Genomic DNA, 19787 nt, shown 5'->3' with positions numbered 1-19787 from the left:
GGCCGTCGTCGGTCCTTGGTCGGGCGCCCTCAGACGCCCGTCGGCTCCGGCACCCGCGGGCGCGAGCCGCCCGTGCGGTCGGCGTCGTCGCCGGCGTCCGTCTCCGACGCCTCGGACGGGGCGTCGTCCGGCGCGTGCAGGTCGTCCGCCGCGCTCTCGTCGAACGGGAGCGAGCCGGACAGCACCTGGGTCACGCGGTCGCGGTCGATCTCCTTGGTCCAGGTGCCGATGACGACGGTGGCCACGGCGTTGCCCGTGAAGTTGGTCAGGGCCCGCGCCTCGGACATGAAGCGGTCGATACCCACCACGATGCCCACGCCGTCGACCAGGTCGGGGCGGTAGGTCTGCAGGCCGCCCGCGAGCGTCGCCAGGCCGGCGCCGGTGACCCCGGCGGCGCCCTTCGAGGCGATGATCATGAAGGCGAGCATGCCGATCTGCTCGGGCACGGACAGCGGCGTGCCCATGGCGGAGGCGATGAAGAGCGACGCCATGGTCAGGTAGATGGCCGTGCCGTCCAGGTTGAACGAGTACCCGGTCGGCACCGTGATGCCGACGACCGGCTTGGACACGCCCAGGTGCTCCATCTTGGCGATGAGGCGCGGCAGGGCCGCCTCGGACGACGACGTGCTGACGATCAGCAGGTACTCCCGCGCCAGGTACTTCATGAGCGAGAAGATGTTCACGCGGGCCACGAACCAGAGCACGGCGCCCAGCACCACCGCGATGAACACGATGCAGGTCAGGTAGAAGCCGAGCATCAGGGTGCCCAGGGCGACGACGGCGCCCCAGCCGGTCTCGCCGACGACGCCGGCGATGGCGCCGAACGCGCCCACGGGGGCCACCCACAGGATCATCGTCAGCACGCGGAACACGATCGCCTGGACCATGCGGACGGCGTCGAGCGCGGGCTTGCCGCGGGCGCCGAGCTGCTGGATGGCGAAGCCGACGAGCAGCGCCACGAACAGCGTCTGCAGCACGGACTCACCGGTCAGCGGAGAGACGAGCGTGGTGGGGATGATGCCGAGCACGAAGTCGACCAGGCCGGCGGCCTCGCCCTCCGCCTCGTAGCTCGCGTCCGCGATGTTGAGGCCCTCACCCGGGTGCAGCACGTTGCCGACGACCAGGCCGATGAACAGCGCGAACGTGGACATCACAAGGAAGTAGAGCAGCGCCAGACCGCCCACCCGGCCCACGGTGGCGGCCTTCGCGATCGAACCGATGCCCAGCACGATGGTGCAGAAGATGACGGGCGAGATCATCATCTTGATCAGGGCGACGAACCCGGTGCCGAGCGGCTTCAGCGCCACTCCAGTCTCCGGGGAGGCCAGGCCCACGATGACGCCGGCGACGACGGCGACGATCACCGCGATGTACAGGTAGTGACTCTTGTCGAGCCGGCGGCGCGGGGTGGTCCCGGCGCCGGCGGGCTGCGTTACCGCCATGGTGTGTTCCTCTCACAACGCTGTGTGGTCAGCGACAAGAGTGCTGGCCAGGGCGGCGAACCCCACCATTGCGTACATAGTGTTCTCGCGGCGGTCGGAGCAGCGGCGCGGGCGGTCCACAATGGACCCCGTGGCGCAGCGACGGGGTGCGAGTATCGCGAGGTGGTTCCTCGCCGTACACACGGCGCTGCTGTTCGCCGGGGCGGTCATCGTGTTCGGGCTGCTGGCGCTGGACGCCCGGTCCTCGGCCGAGACGCACGCCGCGAAGGAGAGCACCGACCTGGCGGCCACGGTCGCGGCGGAGTCGCTCGTGATCGACACCGTGGCGCGGGCGCACGAGACGCTGGGGACGGACCGCGCGGGCGCCGTCGCCGAGGCCTCCGGACTGCTGCAGCCGTACGCCGAGCGGGTCATGGCCACCACCGACATCGACTACCTGACCGTCATGGACGCCGACCGGACCCGCTACACGCACCGCAACACGTGGCAGATCGGCCGCCCGTTCGTCGGCACCACCGCACCGGCCCTGCGCGGCGAGACGTTCACCGAGGTCTACGACGGCACCCTCGGTCCGTCGGTGCGCGCGGTGGTTCCGGTCGTGACGGACGACGGCGAGGTGGTGGGCATGGTCTCCGCGGGGGTCACGCTCGACCGGCTGTGGGACAGCATCGTGCCGCGACTGGTGGTGGTCGGCGTCGGCACGCTCCTGGCGTTCGGCACGGGCGCCGTCGCCGCGACGATCCTGGCCCGCCGGCTGGACCGGATCACGGAGAGCAAGGGCCCGGACGAGCTGGCGCACCTGTTCACCGCGCACGAGGCGGTGCTGCACTCCGTCGAGGAGGGCATGCTGCTGGTCGAGGACGGCGCCGTGGTGCTGGCCAACGACGAGGCGCTGCGGCTGCTCGACGTCCCGGACCTGACGGCGCCGTTCGCCGTCGACGATCCGCGCCTGTCCCCCGCCGTGCACGACGTGCTGGTCGGCACCGCGCCGGAGGGCCCGGTCCGCGTGGGCGACCGCGTGCTGCTCGTGGGCCGCGACACCGCGGCGGCCGCGGGGCGCAACGTCGGCGAGGTCGTGTCCCTGCGCGACCGCACCGAGCTGCAACGCGTCACCGGCGAGCTGTCGTCGGTGCGCACCATCTCGGAGGCGCTGCGCGCCCAGACCCACGACTTCAGCAACCGCCTGCACACCATCGCGACCCTCATCGAGCTGGGCCGCAGCGACGAGGCGCTGCGGTTCATCGCCGGCGAGAAGGACCTGGGCCAGCGGCTCACCGACCGCGTGGTCCAGGCGATCGAGGAGCCCGTCATCGCCGCGCTCGTGCTGGGCAAGGCCGCCCAGGCCCGCGAGCGCGCCGTCGAGATGCACTTCGAGACGCACCTGACGCCGGGGACGCACTGGCTGGAGCCGGTGGACGTGGTGACGATCCTGGGCAACCTGATCGACAACGCGATCGACGCCGCGGCGGCCCGCGCGCTCGACGGGGCGGACGAGGCGTGGGTCGAGACCTACCTCGCCAACGGCGACGACGGCTCGCTCGTCTTCCAGGTCTCCGACAGCGGGGCCGGCATCGCCGACGACGACCTCGGTCACATCTTCGACCAGGGCTGGAGCACCAAGGACGCCGCGGCGGGCGGGCGCGGCTACGGCCTGGCGCTGGTGCGCCAGGTGGTCGAGAGCCTCGGCGGCGACATCGAGCTGACCCGCGGCGCGGGCACCGGCGCGGTCTTCACGGTCACGCTCCCCCGCCCCGAGGGGGCCGCGCCGGGCGGCCTGCCGGACGACGGCGCCGCCGTCGTACCGCCCGCCCTGGCCGGACGCGCTGGACCCGCCGGGCCGCCTGTCACGGGCGGCCGCGGGTGATCCGGGTCCTGGTCGTGGAGGACGACCACCGCACCGCCGACGCGCACGGCGAGTACGTGCGCCGCGTGGACGGGTTCGAGCTGGCCGGGGTGGTGCACACGGCGGGCGAGACCGTCCGGGCGCTGCGCGACGCGCAAGCCGCGGGGCAGGAGGTGCACCTGCTCCTGCTGGACATGAACCTGCCCGACCGGCACGGTCTGGTGCTGTGCCGCCAGCTGCGCGCGGCGGGCCTGGTGGTGGACGTGATCGCCGTGACGGCGGCGCGCGAGCTGGAGGTGGTGCGCGAGGCGGTGGCCGTCGGCGTGGTGCAGTACCTCATTAAGCCGTTCGCGTTCGGGCTGTTCGCCGAGAAGCTCGGGGCGTACCGCAAGTACTTCGAGCAGATGCGCTCGCCCGTCTCGACGATGAGCCAGCGTGAGGTGGACACCGCGTTCGCGGCGCTGCGCACGTCGAACGCCGCCGGGCTGCCCAAGGGGCTGTCCCAGGACACGTTGGACGCGGTGTCCGACCTGCTCGCCCGGGCGCCGGGCCCGCTGTCGGCGAGCGAGGTGGCCGACGAGCTGCACCTGGCACGGATCACGGCCCGCCGGTACCTGGAGTTCCTCGCGGACCGCGGCGTCGCCAGCCGCGCGCCCCGGTACGGGACCCGGGGGCGGCCGGAGCTGGAGTACGCGCGCCTGCGTGCCGATTCCCTTTGAGGCCCCGGGTTTCTCCGCTTTGACGGGCGTCAAAGCGGAGAAACCCGGGGCCTCAAAGGTGACTGAGAAGGTCAGCGCCCGACGGCGGCCGTGAGGCGGTCGATGAAGTCGCGCTCACCGGCGGAGACCAGCACGCGCTTGCTGAAGAAGCCCCCCTCCTTGGTGCCCGCGGCCTCGGCGACCTCCTCCGCGATCCGCAGGATCCAGTCGGCGTAGGCCTCGACGTCGGCGGCGTCGGCGCGCTCGCGGAGCACCTTGACGGAGGCACCGGTCAGCTCGACCGCGCGGGCCGTCTCGCCCTCGGGATCGGGGCGCGTGCCCTCCGTGGCCGCGCGCTCGGTGGCGGCGGCAGCGGCGGCGACCCCGACCTGCGACGCGGGGTTCCGGGCGGCTTCCGCCTCGGCCGCGTCCTGCTCCCCCAGGCGGGCGCGCATCGCGACCGCCACCTCGCGGACGAAGTCGTTCTCGTGCTCCTGCGCCTCCCGGAACACCTTGGCCCCCGACGCCATCTCCTTGAAGAACTGGATCGCCCCCGGCTGGCCGTCGGCGAGGGTCGCGCCCTTCAGCACGGCACCCGGCGCGTCCAGGATCTGGGCGAGCTCGTTGTCACTGAAGTCGGACAGGTTCGTCATGCGCACGCTCTCTGTTGGGGTCGAGTCCTCGGGCAACGCATCAACATACTGTGCGGTTCCCGTGCCGCGCGCCCCCTTCTCGCAGGTCAGGCCCCGCGCCGAGCCGCGGGGCCGGCCCACGCCGGGCGGCACCTCAGTCCCGCACCGCCGCCGCGTACCGGCCCGCCAGCTCCCGGGTCGCCGCCACGAGCTCGGGCGGCCCCACCACCTCGAACGGCACGCCGTAGACGCTGAGCCGCCCGGCCAGGCCGGCCCAGGACCACGAGCCGAGCACCGCGCGGCACCGGGGCTCGCCGTCCACGTCGGGCAGGGGCTCGCACAGCCCGTGGCCGCCGATCCACGGCGCGATGTCGGCGGCCCGCGCGTGCAGCACCACCTCGCCGCGCACCGGCGAGCGGGACCCGGTGATCCGCGGCCCGACGAACGCGGCCACGTCGCCGCCGGGCACCTCCCGCGGCGCGAACCGCGGCCCGGTGCCGGATCGGAGCGTCACCCGGTCCACCCGGAACAGCCGCCAGTCGTCGCGGTCGAGGTCGAACGCGACGAGGTACCAGCGACCCTCCGACGTCACGAGGTGGTGCGGCTCGACGCGGCGCGGCGGCCGGAACGCGGCGTCGCCCTCCCCGACGGTGGCCATGGTGCCGCCCGCGTAGTCGAACCGCACCACCTCGCGGGCCTGGCAGGCCGAGCCGAGCGCCAGCAGCAGGTCCGGGTCCACGGCCGGTTCCTCGGGCCCCGGCCGGCGCCGCACGGTGGTCACCTCGAGCGCGTCCAGGCGCGCACGCAGGCGAGCCGGCATGACCTGGCGGATGGTCGCCAGCGCCCGCAGGGCACCCTCCTCGGCCCCGGGGATGGCCCCGGTGCGCAGCGCGACGGCGACGGCGACCGCCTGCTCGTCGTCGAACAGCAGCGGGGGCAGCTCGGCCCCGGCGTCGAGGCGGTAGCCGCCGTCGGGCCCCTTGGTGGCGTTGACGGGATAGCCCAGCTCGCGCAGCCGGTCGACGTCGCGCCGCACCGTGCGCGGGCTGACGCCCAGCCGCTCGGCGAGGAGCGCGCCGGGCCAGTCCCGGCGGGCCTGGAGCAGCGACAGGAGGGCGAGGAGGCGTCCGGAGGTCTCGAGCACGAATCCAGGATCGCATGCGGTAGAGGCCAGGATCTGACCTCTACCTCGGGAAGGCTGAGGGGGTACCGCAGAGCAGGACCGACCGAACGCACGGACCGCAAGAAGGAGACATCGTGATCCGCACCCGAGCACTCACCAAGGACTTCGTGGTGAGCCGCACCCGCACCGTCCACGCCGTGCGTGGCATCTCGCTGGACGTCGAGCCGGGCGAGCTGGTGGCCGTGCTCGGCCCCAACGGAGCCGGCAAGACCACGACGCTGCGCATGCTGACCACCCTCATCCAGCCCACGTCCGGCACCGCCGAGGTCGCCGGGTACGACGTCACCGACCGCCCTGGCCGGGTCCGCGCGGCCATCGGCTACGTGGGCCAGGGCGGCGCGGGCGGCGCCGCCCAGCACGTCCGCGACGAGCTCGTCACGCAGGGCGAGATCTACGGCCTGGACCGCCGCAGGGCCCGGGTCCGCGCGGCCGAGCTGCTGGAGGCCCTGGACCTGACCGAGCAGGCCGACCGCAAGGTCGAGAGCCTCTCGGGCGGGCAGAAGCGCCGCCTCGACGTGGCCGTCGGCCTGGTCCACCGGCCGCCGCTGCTGTTCCTCGACGAGCCGTCGACCGGGCTGGACCCGCACAACCGCGCCAACCTCTGGGACCACATCCTGCGGATGCGCACCGCGGCGCCCGAGCCGATGACCATCGTCCTGACCACCCACTACCTCGACGAGGCGGACACGTTCGCCGAGCGCGTCATCGTCGTGGACCACGGGCAGGTCATCGCCGACGACACCGCCGACGCCCTGAAGGCCGAGCTGGCGGGCGACCTGGTGACCCTGCGGGTCCCCGCCGAGCACGCGGCGGCCCTCGCGACGATCGCCGAGCGCGCGCCCGGCACCCGGTCGGTCCGCGTGGCCGACGGCGGGGTGCGAGCCCAGGCGGCCGGGCGCACGCCCGGCGTCGAGCAGACCGTCGAGATCCGCACCGCGGACGGGCCCGGCGCCGCGCCGGGCCTGCTGCGCGCCGCCGACGCGGCCGGCGTCGACGTGCGCCGCGTCGACGTCGCGCGACCCACGCTCGACGACGTCTTCCTCGGCCTCACCGGCCGCAGCCTGCGGGAGACCGGCGTCGACGGCGCCGCACCCGACCCGGACGAGCCCACGAACGCCCCCACCTCCGCGACGACCAAGAAGGAGGTCCCGGCATGAGCGCCGCGACCCTGACCCCCGCCCCGCAGGCCTCCACGGAGCGCCCGCTCGCGCACCGCAGCTTCGTGCGCGACACCCGGATCGTGCTGCTCCGCGAGCTGCGCCCGGTGGCGCGCGACCCGTTCTCGCTCCTGTTCGGGCTCATCCAGCCGCTCGTGTTCCTCGGGCTGTTCGGCCCGCTGCTGGTCGGCTCGGCCGGCGCGACCCTCGGCGCCGACGTCTGGCTGTGGTTCGTACCCGCCGTGCTGGCGATGACCACGCTGTTCGGCAGCTCGGTGACCGGCTCCAACCTGCAGCTCGACATCTCCTCCGGGGTGCACGAGCGGATGCTGGTGACCCCGCTGTCCCGGCCGGCGCAGCTCGTGGGCCGCGCCCTGAAGGAGATGGTGCCGGTCCTGGCCCAGTCCGCGGTGGTGCTGCTCGTGATGCTGCCGTTCGGCCTGCGCCCGAACCCGCTCGGCGCGGTGCTCACGCTGCTGCAGCTCGCCGTGCTGGGCATCGGCGTCGGCGCCCTGTCGTACTCGCTGGCGCTCGCGGTGCGCAAGCAGGAGTGGATGTTCTGGGTGGTGCAGCAGACCGTGCTGTTCCCGGTCATGCTGCTCTCGGGCATGCTGCTGCCGCTGGAGACCGGGCCGGCGTGGATGCGCGCCATCTCCACGGTCAACCCGCTGCGCTACGTCGTCGACTCGGGCCGCGCCGCCTTCGCGGGCGACCTGGCCTCCTCGGCCGTCGCATGGGGCTGGGTGGCGGCGGTGGTCACGGCGGCCGTGGGCCTCACGGTGGGGGTCCGGGCCATGATCCGCTCGGCCGACTGACCGCCGTCGTCCCGGCTGCCGGATCTCCTTCGAGGCCCGAGTTTCTCCGCTTTGACGCCGCTCAAAGCGGAGAAACTCGGGCCTCGAAGCGGATCGGGCCAACCCGGACCCGCCCCGCGCGGCACAATGACCCCGTGCCCACGACACCGGACGACCGCACCGCAGCCCTGCGCCGGATCGTGCTGGTCGTCGCGGCCCTCAACCTCGCCTACTTCTTCGTCGAGCTCACCGTGGCGCTCGCCGCCGGCTCGGTCGCGCTGCTCGCCGACAGCGTCGACTTCCTCGAGGACACGGCGATCAACGTGCTGATCCTCGTCGCGCTGAGCTGGCCGCTCGCCCGGCGGGCGGTCATGGGCAAGGTCATGGCCCTGATCATCCTGGGGCCCGCGGCGGTGGCGGCCTGGCAGGCCGTGGGCCGGTTCGCCGGGCCGACGGCGCCCGACGTCGTCCCGCTGGTCGTCGCCTCGCTCGGTGCGATCGTCGTCAACGGGGTCAGTGCGTGGCTGCTCGCCCGGACCCACCACCACGGCGGGGCGCTGGGCCGGGCGGCGTTCCTGTCGGCCCGCAACGACGTGCTCGTGAACGTCGCGATCATCGCCATGGGCCTGCTCACCGCATGGACGGGCTCCGGCTGGCCCGACCTGGTCCTGGGCTGCGTCATCATCCTCCTGGCCGTCCACGCCGCCCACGAGGTCTGGGAGGCGAGCGAGGACGACCGCCTGGCCGCCCGGGCGACGGCCGGCGAACGGATCGGCTGACCGGGCCGGTCAGGCGGCCGCCACGTCCAGCGACTTCTCCGCGAAGCGCGGGGCGAAGACCCTCTGCATCACGCGCTTGCCCGTGGGGTTGCCCAGCAGGGTCTGCGTGAGGGTGCGCGCCCGCTTGTCCTGGCGGGTCTGCGGCACGAACATCACCAGGTCCCGGCGGCCGTTGCGCTGGTGGGTCGCGATGAACGGGCGCATGCGCAGCTCCCACTCGCGCAGGGCCCGGGCGGGGTTGCCGGGATTGCGCTGCAGCACGGTGCCGAGCAGGTCCGCGCCGGCCATCGCGCTGGAGGCGCCCATGCCGGAGTAGAGCGTCACGCACCAGGCGGAGTCGCCGAGCAGCACCACGCGGCCGGTGTGCCAGCTCGGCATCACCACCTGGTGCACGGAGTCGAACAGGACGTCGTCGGCCGCCTCGAACTGGTCCAGGAGGTTGCCCAGCACGGGTCCGGCGGGCTCCGGGCCGAAGGCCCGGCGCAGCGACTCGGCGGGCGGACGCCGGAACTGCGCGTCCTCGTCGTCCGTGCGGTAGCTGAACAGCACGGTCGGCTCGTGGTCGGTGAACGGGAACACCCACGCCGAGCGGCCCGGCTCCGCCAGGACGATCCCGTCGGTCGGCCGGAAGCCGGGCACGGCCTCCTTCAGCACCGAGACGCCGATGATGTGGTCGAACGGCCGCAGGTAGTCGGCGTCCGGGCCGAAGGCCAGCCGGCGCACGGTCGAGCGCAGGCCGTCGGCGCCCACCACGAGGTCGAACCGCTCGGTGGTATCGGCGCCGTCGGCACCGCGCAGCGTGACATCCACGCCGTCCACCGTCTGCTCGACGGCCACCGGCGTGGTGCCGAACCGGATCGGCGCGAGCTGGGCGACGGCGTCGTACAGGGCGCCCTCGATGTCGCCGCGCAGCACGAGCTGCGGCATGCCGGGCAGGTCGCCGTAGCCCATGCCAGGCCGACGGCGGCCGTCGCGCTCGACGTCGTACGTGATCGTCGCGGGGTCGGTGCGGTTGCCGATGGCGTCCAGCACCCCGAGCCGAGCCGCGGCCGACTGCCCGGTGCCGAACATCCCCACGAAGTACCCGGCACCGCGGCGCTCGGACGCCCGCTCGACCAGCACCGACTCCCAGCCCACGTCGTGCAGACGAAGGGCCGTCGCCAGACCCCCGATCCCCGTCCCGACCACCAGTGCGCGCGGCTTGCTCATGCCGTTCCCTCTCCTCGTCCGGATGACGTGACTCGATTATTGACTCACAATCGTTAGTGAGTCAAGAACTCGCGACTAGGATGAACGGGGCGCGAGGAAGGGGTGACGATGGCACGTCCGGTGCAGGACCGCGCGGAGGCGATCCTGGCCGCGGCCCGGGAGCAGTTCCTCCTGGACGGCGCGGAGCGCACGACGGTCGATTCCGTCGCAGCACGCGCAGGCGTCGGCAAGGGCACGGTCTTCCTCTACTGGCCCACCAAGGCCCGGCTGCACGACGCCGTGCTGCAGCTCGAGGCGGCCGGGCTCCTGACCTCGCTCGCGGACGAGCTGCGCGCCGGGACCACTCCCCTGACGATCGCGCACGTCGTGCGCCGCGAGATCGCCGCCGTGCTGGACTTCCCGGGGCTCGCGACGCAGCGGCTGGGAGAGCCGGGCGGCCCGGCCGGCTCGGACGACTTCCCCGGCCCGGCGCTGCACCGGATCATCTCGATCATGCAGGCGCACGGACTGGTGCACGACACCCCGACCGCCGAGATCGTCACGGCCTTCCAGACCGTGATGTCCGGTTCGGTGCTGATCGGCCTGGCCGACCCCGGACGCCAGCGGGTGATCTTGGACGCCGCCGAACACCTGATCGGGTCCACCTACGACCGGCCCGACGCCGACCCCGACGACGTCGCCGCCGCCCTGCCGAAGGTGCTGGATGCGCTGGAGGACGCGGTCGACCGGCTGGTCGGGACTGCCGCTCCCGACCGCCCCACGACGGCCGTCCTGCGGCCGCGGGAACGGCCCGCGATCACCCCGTGATCACCCGGGCGTGACCGCGCCAGGCCCGAGGCCCGGTCGTAGTGTGCGAGGCATGACTGACGCACTCGTGCTCGGAGGTGGCGGCGTGGCCGGCGTCGCCTGGGAGCTGGGCGTGCTGCAGGGCATCGCCGACAAGGACCGGGCGCTCGCGGCCCGTCTCGTGAGTGCCGGCCGGGTGGTCGGGACGTCCGCCGGGGCTGCCGTGGCCGCGCAGGTCACGAGCGGCACGCCGCTGGAGGAGCTGTACGAGGCGCAGCTCGTCGACGACGGCCTCGACTTCGTGGTCGAGTTCGACGGGCCGGCCATGCTCGCGGGCTGGGTCGCCGCCCTGGAGCCGTCGGCCGACGGCTCCCCGCCCGACCCGCTCGTGATCCGGCGCCGCATCGGCGCGATGGCGCTCGCCGCCCCGACCACCGACGAGGCGACCCGGCTCAAGGAGCACGAGGCGGACCTGCTCAGCACGGAATGGCCCGACACCGACCTCACCATCCCCGCGGTCGACGCCGAGTCGGGCGAGCTGCGGGTCTTCCGCCGCGACTCGGGCGTGCGACTCCTGGACGCCATCGCCGCGAGCTGCGCGGTGCCCGGTGTGTGGCCACCGGTGACCATCAGCGACCGGCGCTACGTGGACGGCGGCATCCGGTCCGTGGCGAACGTCGACCTGGCCGCGGGCGCCGACCACGTGCTGGTCGTCACACCGCAGCGACCGGGTTCGCCGTCGGCGTTCGGCCCCTCCGCGAGCGAGCAGGTCGCGGCCCTGGCGCCGGCGAAGGTGCTCATGATCGGCGCGGACGACGCGTCGATCGAAGCGTTCGGCATCAACCCGCTCTCCCCCGCGACGCGGGCGCCGTCGGCCGCCGCGGGACGCGCGGTGGGGCGCGCCCAGGCCGCGGAGCTGGCGGCGCTCTTCAGCTGACGGGGACCGAGGTGTGTCCGCGGTGCACGGGTGCCTCCTGCGCGCTGCTGCCGCCATCATGGGCACCATGTTCATCAGCGACGACGGCACCATGGACCTGCGGGTCTCCGCGTACGCGGTCATCACCGACGAGGCGGGCCGGATGCTCCTGCCCCACTGGTCCGAGGGCAGGCACCACGGCTGGACGATGCCCGGCGGCGGCATCGACCCGGGCGAGCATCCGGCCGACGCCGCCGTCCGGGAGGTGCTCGAGGAGACCGGCTACCACGTGGAGCTGGACGGGCTGCTCGGCGTCGACAGCATCGTGTTCCCGGCGGCCGAGCGCGTGCACGCGGCGGACCGGCCGGGCCAGGCGCTCCGGATCGTCTACCGCGCGCACATCACCGGCGGCGAGCTGCGCGTCGAGGAGGACGGCTCCACCGACGGCGTGGCGTGGCACACCGCCGAGGAGATCGACGCGCTGAACCGGGTCGCGCTGGTGGACCTGTCCCGCCGCTGGGCGGGCCTGATCCCCTAGAGCACGGGCAGGCCGAGGCCCGTCAGGGCCGCGCCGACGGCGGGAAGCCCGTCCAGCGCAGGTCGGCGGCCAGGTGGCCCATGTCGTTGAACAGCACGACCGTGGGCGGCAGGCCGTCGCGGTACTCGATCACGGTCAGCGCCGCGTTCCCGCTGTTCAGGCCGAGCCAGCGGGCCGGAGGCGCGTCGAGCGCGTGGCGCAGCAGCCACGCGACCTGGAACGCGTGGGTGACCAGCACCTCGTGCGTCTCGGCGTCGGCGGGCCGCGCGAACCGGTCGACCAGCGCCGCCGCGAGGCGTTCGCCCGGGGCGCGCTCGGCGTCGTCGAACCCGTCGAAGAAGCCGGCCCAGGCCGGCGGCAGGTCCGGCGCCGCGGGCACGTACGGCACGTGGTCGATCAGCTCGGGCGCCTCCGCGACCGGGACCCCCGGCAGGTGCTCGCCGACCACGCGCGCGCTCGCCACCGCGCGCGGGAGGGGCGAGTGCCACACCGCGTCGACCGGCAGCCCGGCGAGCCGGGCGCCCAGCAGGTCCGCCTGCCGCCGTCCGACATCGGTCAGCTCGCCGAACGCGTCCGCCGCTCCGTGCCGTGCCAGGTACAGGTGTCTGGTCGCCATGCGACGAACCTAGCGGCCGGACCGCGCGCTATGCACCGGACGGCCTGCTACGCGCCGCGCGGGATCCCCAGGGTCGAGAGCAGGTCCTCGTGCAGCTCCATCCACACCACGTGGCACGAGCCGATGCCGGTGCCCGCGACCCACTCGCCCTCCCCGGCCCGCGCCCGGTCCAGCGCCCGGGCGAACCGCGTGTCGTACCCGTCGAACCGGGCCAGCACGCCGGCGAGCGAGGCGACCAGCGGCGTCAGCTCGAGGCCCAGCGCGGCGAGCTCGTCCAGCACGCGCGCGTCCCAGTCCACGTCGGTGTGCGTGTTGGGAGCGAGCCGGTCGTCCTCGGCGGGGAGCAGCTGCCAGTCGGTGCACGCCTGCAGCAGGCGGGCGTTCAGGGGCGCGAAGACCTCGTGCGCCTCCTCGACGACGGCCCGCGCCCCCGACTCGGCCAGCTCCAGGGCGAGGAGCCGGTCGTCCTCGGCGCGGCCCCGCTCCGTGAGCGACCAGCCCGCCGTACTCCCGAACGCCGCACGCCGGACCCAGCCGTACGCCTCGTCGTCGAGCAGCGTCTCGCGGGTGTCCGCCGGATCGAGGCCGAACCGCGCGGCGACGGCGTCGTCGTCGGCCATGCCCTGGATGCGTACGGAGTGGAGCACGAGCAGCTCCGGCTGAGAGGATCGGCCGGGCACCGGGACAGAGGTCATGGTGCACCGTGCATCGTCCGGTGGAGAGTGTCAACGCGAACAGGTCGCCGAAGGAGAAATCATGTCGGACGGATCCGTCGTCGAGCTGGCCGGGATCCCCGGCAGCCCAGGCCTCGCGTCCGGGCCCGTGCGCGTGGTGCACGGACCGGACGACTTCATGCTCGTGAGCCCCGGCGACGTGCTCGTCTGCCGCTTCACCGAGCCGGCCTGGACCGCCCTGTTCGGCCTGGTGTCCGCCGTGGTCACCGAGACCGGCGGCGTCCTGTCGCACGCCGCGATCGTGGCCCGCGAGCACGGCATCCCCGCGGTGCTCGCCGTCCCCGGCGCGACGACCACGCTGAGCGACGGCGCGACCGTCACCGTCGACGGCGGCGCCGGGCGGGTCACCGGCTGACCGGCCGGCGAGCCGAACCCGACCAGCCCGCGAGCCGTCCACGGGCAGTCCTCCCCATGGGCACCGGCCGGGGTCCCGTGCCAGCCTTCCTGCGTCAGGCCAAGAGTCAGACCTCAGGATGGAGAGCACCAATGACAGTCAACTCCCCGTTCCGCAGAAGAACCGCCAGGCAGTGGGCGCTCGCGGCCCTGGCCGCACTCGCCCTGGTCGCCACACCCGCGGCGTCGGCCACGGCGTCCTCGGCCACCGCGTCGGACGGCGCCGGCGTGCTGGCCATCTCCCACAAGTCGCCGTTCAGCTGCTCCAAGACGTTCTACGCCAACAACTGGAGCGGGGGCCACAGCCCCAACGGCTCCATCGACTGGCAGACCTACGGCGGCGACGCCATCAACGGCGAGACGGTCCGGGCCACGGCCGGCGGCACCGCCACCTTCGACGACGAGGGCAGCACCAGCTACGGCAAGTGGGTGCAGATCGTGCACAGCGACGGCACCCGGACCCGCTACGCCCACCTGGCCACGATGGTGCGAAACCCCGGCCAGACCATGTCGGTCAGCCAGGGCACCGTCATCGGGACCGTCGGCTCCACCGGCGGCTCCGAGGCACCACACCTGCACTACGAGCAGCGCAGCTCCTCCGGCGTCGTGGACACCTCGCCGACCGTCGACGGCGTGACCGTCTCCGTGGGCCAGAAGAAGGCCGTCACCAGCACCAACGCCTGCGGGTCGAGCAACCCGTACACGCCGGCGGAGGTCTGCGGCAGCGGCTTCACGGTGGTCGACCAGGCGGCGCTCGGCACGGTGGGCCGCACCTACCTGCTGTACAACTCCGGCACCGGCAACAACTGCGTGGTCACCCTGAAGTCGACCAACCTCGGCACGCCGACCGCCGTCTCGGCCTTCCTGGAGCCGCAGGGCGCGTCGCGCACCACCGACTCCGGCAGCTACGGCTACTACGCGGGCCCGGTCAAGCGGTCCGCACCCGGCACCTGCGTCAAGTGGGGCGGCTCGGTGGGCTCCACCAGCTACACCAGCCCGTTCGAGCACTGCGGCTGACGCCCGCTCCGCCACACCGAAGGCCCCCGAGGTACGCCTCGGGGGCCTTCGGTCGCGGCCTGAGCCTCAGGCGCCCGACGGCGGCTCGATCAGGTCCCACGGCATGCCGTACAGGTCCTCGAAGACGGCGACCGTCCCGTAGACCTCGTACCGCGGCTCCTCCCGGAACCGCACGCCCGCCGCGACCATCCGCGCGTGCTGCGCGGCGAAGTCGTCGGTCTCGAGGAAGAACGCGACCTTCCCGCCCGCCTGCCGCCCGACGACGTCGTCGGCCCCGCTCAGCGCGAGCACGAGGCCGGTGCCGCCGTCCGCGGGGCCGACGACGACGCGCCGGCGGCCGGCCGCGTTGGTCTCGTCCTCCCGCAGGGCGAACCCGAGGGCGTCGACGAAGAAGGTGATCGCCTCGTCGTGGTCGCGGACGAGGTAGGTGACGTCGGAGAGTCGCAGCACCCCGTGATCCTAGGCCGCGCGCGCACCCCGGGCCGCCACGACGACGGCCGACGCCAGCCGCCGGAACTCCGGCCGGTCCTCCACCGGCAGCGTGGCCAGCAGGCCGTCGAGCGCGCTCGTGACGCCGGCCTCGAAGGCGGCCACCGCCTGGGTCCCTGCGTCGGTCAGCGACACCTGGACCGCCCGACGGTCGCCCGGGACCGGGCCGCGCTCCAGCAGCCCGCGCCGCTCGGCCCGGTCGACGAGGCCGGTGAGCGCCGCCTTCTCGATCCCCAGGAGCTGCGCCAGGTCGACCATGCGCTGGGGCTGGTCGCCGAGACCGCAGAGCAGACGGCCCTGCATGGGCGTGAGCTCGTGCTCCTCGGCGACGCGGGCGACGGTGGCGGTCAGCACCACGGCGAGCTCCACGAGCTCGGGCATGCCCCCGATGCCGTGTGCGGCGCAGCCCAGCGAGGCGTCGGGGATCTCGTCGGGCATCACTCGTCAAAGGTACACAGCCAATATGGTTCATGCCATGTATAGTCAACAGTACGAACCTTTTCCTCGGACGTCCGACCGGAAGGCAGCACCATGAGCTTCACCCATCCGACCGGCACCCACGGTGCGCGGCAGCCGGGCCGGTCCACCCGCTTCTTCAACAAGCTGATCGCGCGGCGCGCCCGGCGCGCGGACGGCAAGACGATGGGCATGTCGCTGCTGGTACTGACCACCGTCGGCCGCAAGAGCGGGCAGGCCCGCGAGAACCCGGTCGGCTACTTCGCGGCGCCCGACGGCGGCTGGTTCATCGCGGCGTCGGCGGCCGGGGCGCAGGCCAACCCCGCCTGGTACCTCAACCTCGCGGCGCACCCGGACCAGGTGACCGTCGAGCTGGCGGGCCGTAAGGTCGCCGTGACCGCACGCGAGCTGCACGGCACGGAGCGCGAGCAGGTCTGGAAGCAGATCACCGACGAGGCCCCGGGCTTCCGCAAGTACGAGCAGACCACCGACCGGGAGATCCCGGTCATCCACCTGACGCCCAAGGACTGACGTGACCTTCACCTACCCCACCGGCACGCGCGGTGCGAAGCAGCCCGGCCGCGGCTTCCGCTGGATGAACCGGCTCCTCATGCGGCGCGCCCGGCGCGCCGAGACCCCGACGATGGGCATGAACCTGCTGGTCCTGACCACCGTCGGGCGCAAGAGCGGACAGCCCCGCTCGAACCCGCTGGCCTGGTTCCCCGGCCCCGACGGGAGCTGGCTGATCGTCGCCTCCGCCGGCGGGGCTCCCGCCAACCCGGCGTGGTACCTCAACCTCGCCGCCCACCCGGACCAGGTGACCGTCGAGCAGGGCGGGCGCAAGGTCGCGGTGACCGCGGAGCAGCTGCACGGGGAGGAACGTGCCGAGGCGTGGCGGCAGATCACCGCCGAGGCGGCGAACTTCCGCCGGTACGAGCAGACGACGGACCGGGAGATCCCCGTCGTCCGGCTGACGCCGAAGGCCTGAACCCTCGTGTCGGTGGGTCGTGGTTGACTCGCGCCCGTGACATCACAGGATGCGGGCCGACCCGCAGGGCTGCCGTGCGAGCTCTTCCGCTTCGGGGGCGACGGGAACGTCGTGGCGCTCCGCATCGACTCGCTGGATCGCCGACCCGACGGGAGCGCGAGTCAGGCGCGCGGCACGATCGAGATCGACTGCGGGGACGTCGCGGCCGGGCGCGGTGTCAAGGGCGTACAGCCGACGTTCGTCGGCGACGTGGACCTGGATGCCTGGCGGGAGGTCCTCGACGCGCTGGACCTGGGGCAGGACGTCGCCTGGCGGGAGAACCTGCGGGCCCCCGAGGTACACGTCCGCTGGGAGGACGACGAAGCCCTCGTCGTCACGGTCCGCGACAGGATGGGCCTGCTGACGGACGTGACCACCGCCGTGCCCGTGTCCGACGAGTGGTTCGACGAGGCCTATGCCCGCCTGGAGCGGGTCTACGAGCTGTTCGAACGTCGCTGACCCCCAGCCACCCGGCGGGGCGGCGCGACGCCGCGGGTGCCCGCGCGACCACTGGTCCGACCGCCCGCGGCTGTCACCCACGGTGGGTAGTGTCGGACGCATGACGCACGCCGCCACCACCTCCCCGGCCACCACAGCACTCCAGACCGCGGACTGGCGGCGGCGCGTCTTCGCGTTGTACGCCGAGGCCCGCACCCGCGCGGTCGTGAACCCGGCCGCCGCGCACGCGGGCTGGATCGCCGCCCGGGACGAGCTCTTCGCGACCCACCCGGTCTCCCCGATCCTCCCGGAGGAGCGGCCCGGCTTCACCGGGCTGACCGTCACCCCCTACGACCCGGCCTGGCGCCTGAGCGCCCCGATCGTGCCCGCCGAGCCCGGCCCCGACGGCGCGCCACGCCGCCTCGACGTCCCCACCGGGACCGACGGCGTGGTGCCGTTCGAGCTGCTCGGCACGGTCGCCCTGGGGTCCGACGCCCTGGGCGACCTCGGCACCCTCGACGTCTGGCGCCTCGCCTCCTACGGCGGCGGGCTGTTTGTGCCCATCAAGGACGCGCTGGCCGGCCCGCCCGGCGGCACCTACGGCGGTGGCCGCTACCTCATCGACACGATCAAGGGCTCCTGGCTCGGGCACACCGGCGGGTCCGACGGCGGCGAGGGCGGCGGTCCCGACGACTTCGGCGTCGGCGACCTGGTGCTCGACCTCAACTTCGCCTACAACCCGTCCTGCGCCTACGACCCGGCGTGGACGTGCCCGCTCGCCCAGGAGGGCAACACGCTGGCGGTCGAGGTCCCGGTGGGCGAACGCACCCCGCAGTACTAGGGGCCGGTCAGCCCTGCACCACGACGAACTCGTCGCCGAAGTCCGCGATCACACGCAGCCGGCCGCCGAGCGCCTCGACATAGGACCGCAGCGTGCCCAGCTCGGTCGAGTCGAGCCGGCCGTGCTCGATCGCGGACACTCGGGGCTGCGCCACGCCCATCCCCTGCGCCAGAACGGCCTGGGTCATGTGCTGGGACCGACGGATGTCAGCGAGCTTGTATGCGCGTACCTGCTCGCGCATCTCGGCCATGATCTCGGCTGTCCGCGCCTCGTCCAGACCGGTCGCGACCGCGTCGGCCTTCACTTCGTTCCATGAACGAGCCATCTGTCACACCTCCTCGTCGTACTCACCGCTGAGCCACCGCTCGTACCGACGCTCGGCCACTGGGACGTTCACCCGGTACCACTCGTCCCATCGTCCCGCCTTGTCCCCCGCCACCAGCAGCACCGCTCTCCTGGCCGGGTCGAAGGCGAACAGGACACGGACCGTGGTCGCGCGAAGCTCTTTCAGGTTGTGCACCGTCGACCCCTTGATCGAGTCGACCGCGGGTCTCCCGAGGGACGGGCCGGTCCGGGCGAGCAGCTCGATCGCGGCGGCGACATGCTCTGCCACCGGGTCCTCCGCCCGGACTAGGTCGAGGAACCACGCATCAACTTCCTCGAGCAGGACGACGTTCCACATCCATGCCTCCACCATAATGCACGTGTTATGAGCACTCCACGCCGTTGAGCCCCGACAAGCACTCTTGATGGGCTGACTGTGCCAAGAAAGACGTCGCTTCGCAGGGAATGGGGTAGATCAGTGCGTATACGCAACGGTTGGGAGCGCCATGTGGTCAGCCTTCGCGCCGCCGCGAGCCGTCTGCGATCGTCCTGCCCCCTTCGAGACCGGGGTTTCTTCGCTTTGGGGCGGCTGAAAGCGGAGAAACCCCGGCCTCGAAGCGGAGCGGCATCACGGCAAGGTGAGGCTGCCCAACCTCGGCCCCGACATTGGCCCTCCGCGCCGAGTCCTGGTTGCCTGAGCCCATGACCACACCACCGTCCGGCGCGGAACGGCCGGACACCGGCCGCGCCGCCGTCGGCCACCCCGACGAACCCCACACCAACGGGCTCGCCGAGCGCCTGAACTGGCTGCGCGCCGGCGTGCTCGGCGCGAACGACGGCATCGTCTCGGTCGCCGCGGTCGCCGTCGGCGTCGCGGCGGCGACGTCGCAGACCGGACCGATCCTCACCGCCGGCCTCGCCGCCCTCGTCGGCGGCGCGATCTCGATGGCGCTGGGCGAGTACGTGTCGGTCTCCAGCCAGTCCGACACCCAGCGGGCGCTCATCGCCAAGGAGAAGGCCGAGCTGGCCACGATGCCGCAGGAGGAGCTCGCGGAGCTGGCCGAGCTCTACGAGGGCAAGGGCCTGTCCCCCGCCACCGCCCGCCAGGTCGCCGTCGAGCTCACGGAGCACGACGCGCTCGCCGCCCACCTGGAGGCCGAGCTCAACATCGACGAGGACGGCGTCGTCAGTCCCTGGCACGCCGCGCTCGCGTCCGCCGTCGCGTTCACGCTCGGCGCCGTCCTGCCGCTCGCGGCCGTGCTCCTGATCCCCGAGCCCTGGCGGGTCGGCGTCACGTTCGTCGTCGTGCTGGCGGCGCTCGCCGGGACCGGCTGGGTCGCGGCCTGGATCGGCGGCGCGCCGCGGGTGCGCGCCACGGCGCGCGTCGTCGTCGGCGGGGCGCTCGCGCTCGGCGCGACCTTCGCGATCGGCTCCCTGCTCGGCACGACGGCGGTCGGGTGAGTACCGTTATCGCC

At 73.4% G+C, this 19787-nt stretch carries 25 protein-coding genes; 15 read left to right on the top strand and 10 right to left on the bottom strand.

Going from position 1 to position 19787, the window contains the following annotated elements; genetic code table 11:
• Positions 1-29: 29 nt before the first annotated feature.
• On the bottom strand, positions 30-1442 hold the full coding sequence (locus tag AB0I29_RS05630; RefSeq protein ID WP_357479070.1) for a cation:dicarboxylase symporter family transporter: 1413 nt from the start codon (positions 1440-1442) through the stop codon (positions 30-32).
• 130 nt (positions 1443-1572) lie between these two features.
• Here AB0I29_RS05630 and AB0I29_RS05625 point away from each other — a divergent pair, with 130 nt between their 5' ends.
• Together AB0I29_RS05625 and AB0I29_RS05620 are read left to right on the top strand one after the other, a co-directional pair.
• Positions 1573-3306, top strand: coding sequence for a sensor histidine kinase (locus AB0I29_RS05625; protein ID WP_357479067.1), 1734 nt, complete (start codon positions 1573-1575; stop codon positions 3304-3306).
• On the top strand, positions 3303-4004 hold the full coding sequence (locus AB0I29_RS05620; RefSeq protein ID WP_285106952.1) for a response regulator: 702 nt from the start codon (positions 3303-3305) through the stop codon (positions 4002-4004). The genes AB0I29_RS05625 and AB0I29_RS05620 overlap by 4 nt, the downstream gene beginning before the upstream one ends.
• 71 nt (positions 4005-4075) lie before the next feature.
• Here AB0I29_RS05620 and AB0I29_RS05615 read toward each other — a convergent pair whose 3' ends face one another.
• Together AB0I29_RS05615 and AB0I29_RS05610 are read right to left on the bottom strand one after the other, a co-directional pair.
• Positions 4076-4636 carry a hypothetical protein gene (locus AB0I29_RS05615; RefSeq protein WP_357479063.1) on the bottom strand — a complete coding sequence of 187 codons (561 nt, stop codon included), beginning with the start codon at positions 4634-4636 and terminating at the stop codon, positions 4076-4078.
• 133 nt (positions 4637-4769) lie between these two features.
• On the bottom strand, positions 4770-5759 hold the full coding sequence (locus tag AB0I29_RS05610) for a WYL domain-containing protein (protein ID WP_357479060.1): 990 nt from the start codon (positions 5757-5759) through the stop codon (positions 4770-4772).
• A gap of 113 nt (positions 5760-5872) precedes the next feature.
• On the opposite strand from AB0I29_RS05610, the gene AB0I29_RS05605 reads away from it, so the two are divergent.
• From AB0I29_RS05605 to AB0I29_RS05595, 3 genes are all read left to right on the top strand, one after another.
• Positions 5873-6955 carry an ATP-binding cassette domain-containing protein gene (locus tag AB0I29_RS05605; protein ID WP_357479057.1) on the top strand — a complete coding sequence of 361 codons (1083 nt, stop codon included), beginning with the start codon at positions 5873-5875 and terminating at the stop codon, positions 6953-6955.
• The gene (locus tag AB0I29_RS05600; RefSeq protein ID WP_285106944.1) at positions 6952-7770 is read left to right on the top strand and encodes an ABC transporter permease; all 819 of its coding nucleotides are present in this window, start codon (positions 6952-6954) and stop codon (positions 7768-7770) included. Before AB0I29_RS05605 ends, AB0I29_RS05600 begins: the two co-directional genes overlap by 4 nt.
• Before the next feature lie 134 nt (positions 7771-7904).
• Entirely contained in the window at positions 7905-8528 is a 624-nt protein-coding gene (locus AB0I29_RS05595) for a cation diffusion facilitator family transporter (RefSeq protein ID WP_357479053.1), read from the top strand.
• A 9-nt stretch (positions 8529-8537) separates the two neighbouring features.
• Here AB0I29_RS05595 and AB0I29_RS05590 read toward each other — a convergent pair whose 3' ends face one another.
• The gene (locus tag AB0I29_RS05590; protein ID WP_357479050.1) at positions 8538-9737 is read right to left on the bottom strand and encodes an FAD-dependent monooxygenase; all 1200 of its coding nucleotides are present in this window, start codon (positions 9735-9737) and stop codon (positions 8538-8540) included.
• 108 nt (positions 9738-9845) lie between these two features.
• Here AB0I29_RS05590 and AB0I29_RS05585 point away from each other — a divergent pair, with 108 nt between their 5' ends.
• The 3 genes from AB0I29_RS05585 to AB0I29_RS05575 all read left to right on the top strand — a co-directional run bounded on the left by AB0I29_RS05585 (position 9846) and on the right by AB0I29_RS05575 (position 11977).
• Positions 9846-10544, top strand: a complete 699-nt coding sequence (locus AB0I29_RS05585; RefSeq protein ID WP_285106938.1) for a TetR/AcrR family transcriptional regulator — start codon at positions 9846-9848, stop codon at positions 10542-10544.
• Positions 10545-10596: 52 nt separating this feature from the next.
• A complete protein-coding gene (locus AB0I29_RS05580; RefSeq protein WP_285106936.1) occupies positions 10597-11460 on the top strand; it encodes a patatin-like phospholipase family protein in 864 nt (287 codons plus the stop codon).
• Between the two features lie 91 nt (positions 11461-11551).
• Complete coding sequence (locus AB0I29_RS05575; protein ID WP_357479864.1) at positions 11552-11977, top strand: NUDIX domain-containing protein; 426 nt, start codon at positions 11552-11554, stop codon at positions 11975-11977.
• A 22-nt stretch (positions 11978-11999) separates the two neighbouring features.
• On the opposite strand, the gene AB0I29_RS05570 is transcribed toward AB0I29_RS05575, so the two are convergent.
• Together AB0I29_RS05570 and AB0I29_RS05565 are read right to left on the bottom strand one after the other, a co-directional pair.
• Positions 12000-12593: a histidine phosphatase family protein gene (locus AB0I29_RS05570; RefSeq protein ID WP_285106934.1), complete on the bottom strand. Its 594-nt coding sequence runs from the start codon at positions 12591-12593 to the stop codon at positions 12000-12002.
• A gap of 47 nt (positions 12594-12640) precedes the next feature.
• Positions 12641-13288 (bottom strand): transcriptional regulator, encoded by a 648-nt coding sequence (locus AB0I29_RS05565; protein ID WP_357479046.1) that lies wholly within the window; start codon positions 13286-13288, stop codon positions 12641-12643.
• A gap of 61 nt (positions 13289-13349) precedes the next feature.
• Here AB0I29_RS05565 and AB0I29_RS05560 point away from each other — a divergent pair, with 61 nt between their 5' ends.
• Together AB0I29_RS05560 and AB0I29_RS05555 are read left to right on the top strand one after the other, a co-directional pair.
• Positions 13350-13682, top strand: a complete 333-nt coding sequence (locus AB0I29_RS05560) for a PEP-utilizing enzyme (RefSeq protein WP_285106930.1) — start codon at positions 13350-13352, stop codon at positions 13680-13682.
• 131 nt (positions 13683-13813) lie between these two features.
• Positions 13814-14737 carry a M23 family metallopeptidase gene (locus AB0I29_RS05555; protein ID WP_285106928.1) on the top strand — a complete coding sequence of 308 codons (924 nt, stop codon included), beginning with the start codon at positions 13814-13816 and terminating at the stop codon, positions 14735-14737.
• Between the two features lie 66 nt (positions 14738-14803).
• Here AB0I29_RS05555 and AB0I29_RS05550 read toward each other — a convergent pair whose 3' ends face one another.
• The gene (locus AB0I29_RS05550; protein WP_285106926.1) at positions 14804-15187 is read right to left on the bottom strand and encodes a VOC family protein; all 384 of its coding nucleotides are present in this window, start codon (positions 15185-15187) and stop codon (positions 14804-14806) included.
• A gap of 9 nt (positions 15188-15196) precedes the next feature.
• Entirely contained in the window at positions 15197-15664 is a 468-nt protein-coding gene (locus AB0I29_RS05545; RefSeq protein WP_357479042.1) for a MarR family transcriptional regulator, read from the bottom strand.
• A gap of 93 nt (positions 15665-15757) precedes the next feature.
• Between AB0I29_RS05545 and AB0I29_RS05540 the strand changes: the two genes are divergently transcribed.
• The 4 genes from AB0I29_RS05540 (at position 15758) to AB0I29_RS05525 (ending at position 17988) form a co-directional block, all read left to right on the top strand.
• A complete protein-coding gene (locus AB0I29_RS05540; RefSeq protein WP_285106922.1) occupies positions 15758-16213 on the top strand; it encodes a nitroreductase/quinone reductase family protein in 456 nt (151 codons plus the stop codon).
• A gap of 1 nt (position 16214) precedes the next feature.
• A complete protein-coding gene (locus AB0I29_RS05535) occupies positions 16215-16670 on the top strand; it encodes a nitroreductase/quinone reductase family protein (RefSeq protein WP_285106920.1) in 456 nt (151 codons plus the stop codon).
• Between the two features lie 36 nt (positions 16671-16706).
• Entirely contained in the window at positions 16707-17168 is a 462-nt protein-coding gene (locus tag AB0I29_RS05530) for a DUF5959 family protein (RefSeq protein WP_357479037.1), read from the top strand.
• A 100-nt stretch (positions 17169-17268) separates the two neighbouring features.
• Positions 17269-17988 carry a DUF1684 domain-containing protein gene (locus tag AB0I29_RS05525; protein WP_285106917.1) on the top strand — a complete coding sequence of 240 codons (720 nt, stop codon included), beginning with the start codon at positions 17269-17271 and terminating at the stop codon, positions 17986-17988.
• Positions 17989-17995: 7 nt separating this feature from the next.
• Here AB0I29_RS05525 and AB0I29_RS05520 read toward each other — a convergent pair whose 3' ends face one another.
• Positions 17996-18313 (bottom strand): XRE family transcriptional regulator, encoded by a 318-nt coding sequence (locus AB0I29_RS05520; RefSeq protein ID WP_285106916.1) that lies wholly within the window; start codon positions 18311-18313, stop codon positions 17996-17998.
• A gap of 3 nt (positions 18314-18316) precedes the next feature.
• The gene (locus AB0I29_RS05515; protein WP_285106915.1) at positions 18317-18670 is read right to left on the bottom strand and encodes a type II toxin-antitoxin system RelE/ParE family toxin; all 354 of its coding nucleotides are present in this window, start codon (positions 18668-18670) and stop codon (positions 18317-18319) included.
• Positions 18671-19014: 344 nt separating this feature from the next.
• Between AB0I29_RS05515 and AB0I29_RS05510 the strand changes: the two genes are divergently transcribed.
• Positions 19015-19773, top strand: coding sequence for a VIT family protein (locus AB0I29_RS05510; protein ID WP_285106913.1), 759 nt, complete (start codon positions 19015-19017; stop codon positions 19771-19773).
• The last annotated feature ends 14 nt before the right edge of the window (positions 19774-19787 follow it).

The sequence above is a fragment of the Promicromonospora sp. NPDC050262 genome (assembly GCF_040655935.1).
Classification (GTDB): Bacteria; Actinomycetota; Actinomycetes; order Actinomycetales; family Cellulomonadaceae; genus Promicromonospora.
The sequence above is the reverse complement of the archived record's forward strand: the minus strand, read 5'-3'. Positions and strand labels throughout refer to the sequence as shown.

Bases quoted from the DNA above. Each gene is read 5' to 3' on its own strand.
- AB0I29_RS05510 (WP_285106913.1), top strand. From the start codon at position 19,015: ATGACCACACCACCGTCCGGCGCGGAACGGCCGGACACCGGCCGCGCC.
- AB0I29_RS05615 (WP_357479063.1), bottom strand. From the start codon at position 4,636: ATGACGAACCTGTCCGACTTCAGTGACAACGAGCTCGCCCAGATCCTG.
- AB0I29_RS05545 (WP_357479042.1), bottom strand. From the start codon at position 15,664: ATGCCCGACGAGATCCCCGACGCCTCGCTGGGCTGCGCCGCACACGGC.
- AB0I29_RS05570 (WP_285106934.1), bottom strand. From the start codon at position 12,593: ATGGCGACCAGACACCTGTACCTGGCACGGCACGGAGCGGCGGACGCG.
- AB0I29_RS05555 (WP_285106928.1), top strand. From the start codon at position 13,814: ATGACAGTCAACTCCCCGTTCCGCAGAAGAACCGCCAGGCAGTGGGCG.
- AB0I29_RS05525 (WP_285106917.1), top strand. From the start codon at position 17,269: ATGACGCACGCCGCCACCACCTCCCCGGCCACCACAGCACTCCAGACC.
- AB0I29_RS05580 (WP_285106936.1), top strand. From the start codon at position 10,597: ATGACTGACGCACTCGTGCTCGGAGGTGGCGGCGTGGCCGGCGTCGCC.
- AB0I29_RS05560 (WP_285106930.1), top strand. From the start codon at position 13,350: ATGTCGGACGGATCCGTCGTCGAGCTGGCCGGGATCCCCGGCAGCCCA.
- AB0I29_RS05515 (WP_285106915.1), bottom strand. From the start codon at position 18,670: ATGTGGAACGTCGTCCTGCTCGAGGAAGTTGATGCGTGGTTCCTCGAC.
- AB0I29_RS05600 (WP_285106944.1), top strand. From the start codon at position 6,952: ATGAGCGCCGCGACCCTGACCCCCGCCCCGCAGGCCTCCACGGAGCGC.
- AB0I29_RS05540 (WP_285106922.1), top strand. From the start codon at position 15,758: ATGAGCTTCACCCATCCGACCGGCACCCACGGTGCGCGGCAGCCGGGC.
- AB0I29_RS05590 (WP_357479050.1), bottom strand. From the start codon at position 9,737: ATGAGCAAGCCGCGCGCACTGGTGGTCGGGACGGGGATCGGGGGTCTG.
- AB0I29_RS05575 (WP_357479864.1), top strand. From the start codon at position 11,552: ATGGACCTGCGGGTCTCCGCGTACGCGGTCATCACCGACGAGGCGGGC.
- AB0I29_RS05565 (WP_357479046.1), bottom strand. From the start codon at position 13,288: ATGACCTCTGTCCCGGTGCCCGGCCGATCCTCTCAGCCGGAGCTGCTC.
- AB0I29_RS05630 (WP_357479070.1), bottom strand. From the start codon at position 1,442: ATGGCGGTAACGCAGCCCGCCGGCGCCGGGACCACCCCGCGCCGCCGG.
- AB0I29_RS05520 (WP_285106916.1), bottom strand. From the start codon at position 18,313: ATGGCTCGTTCATGGAACGAAGTGAAGGCCGACGCGGTCGCGACCGGT.
- AB0I29_RS05585 (WP_285106938.1), top strand. From the start codon at position 9,846: ATGGCACGTCCGGTGCAGGACCGCGCGGAGGCGATCCTGGCCGCGGCC.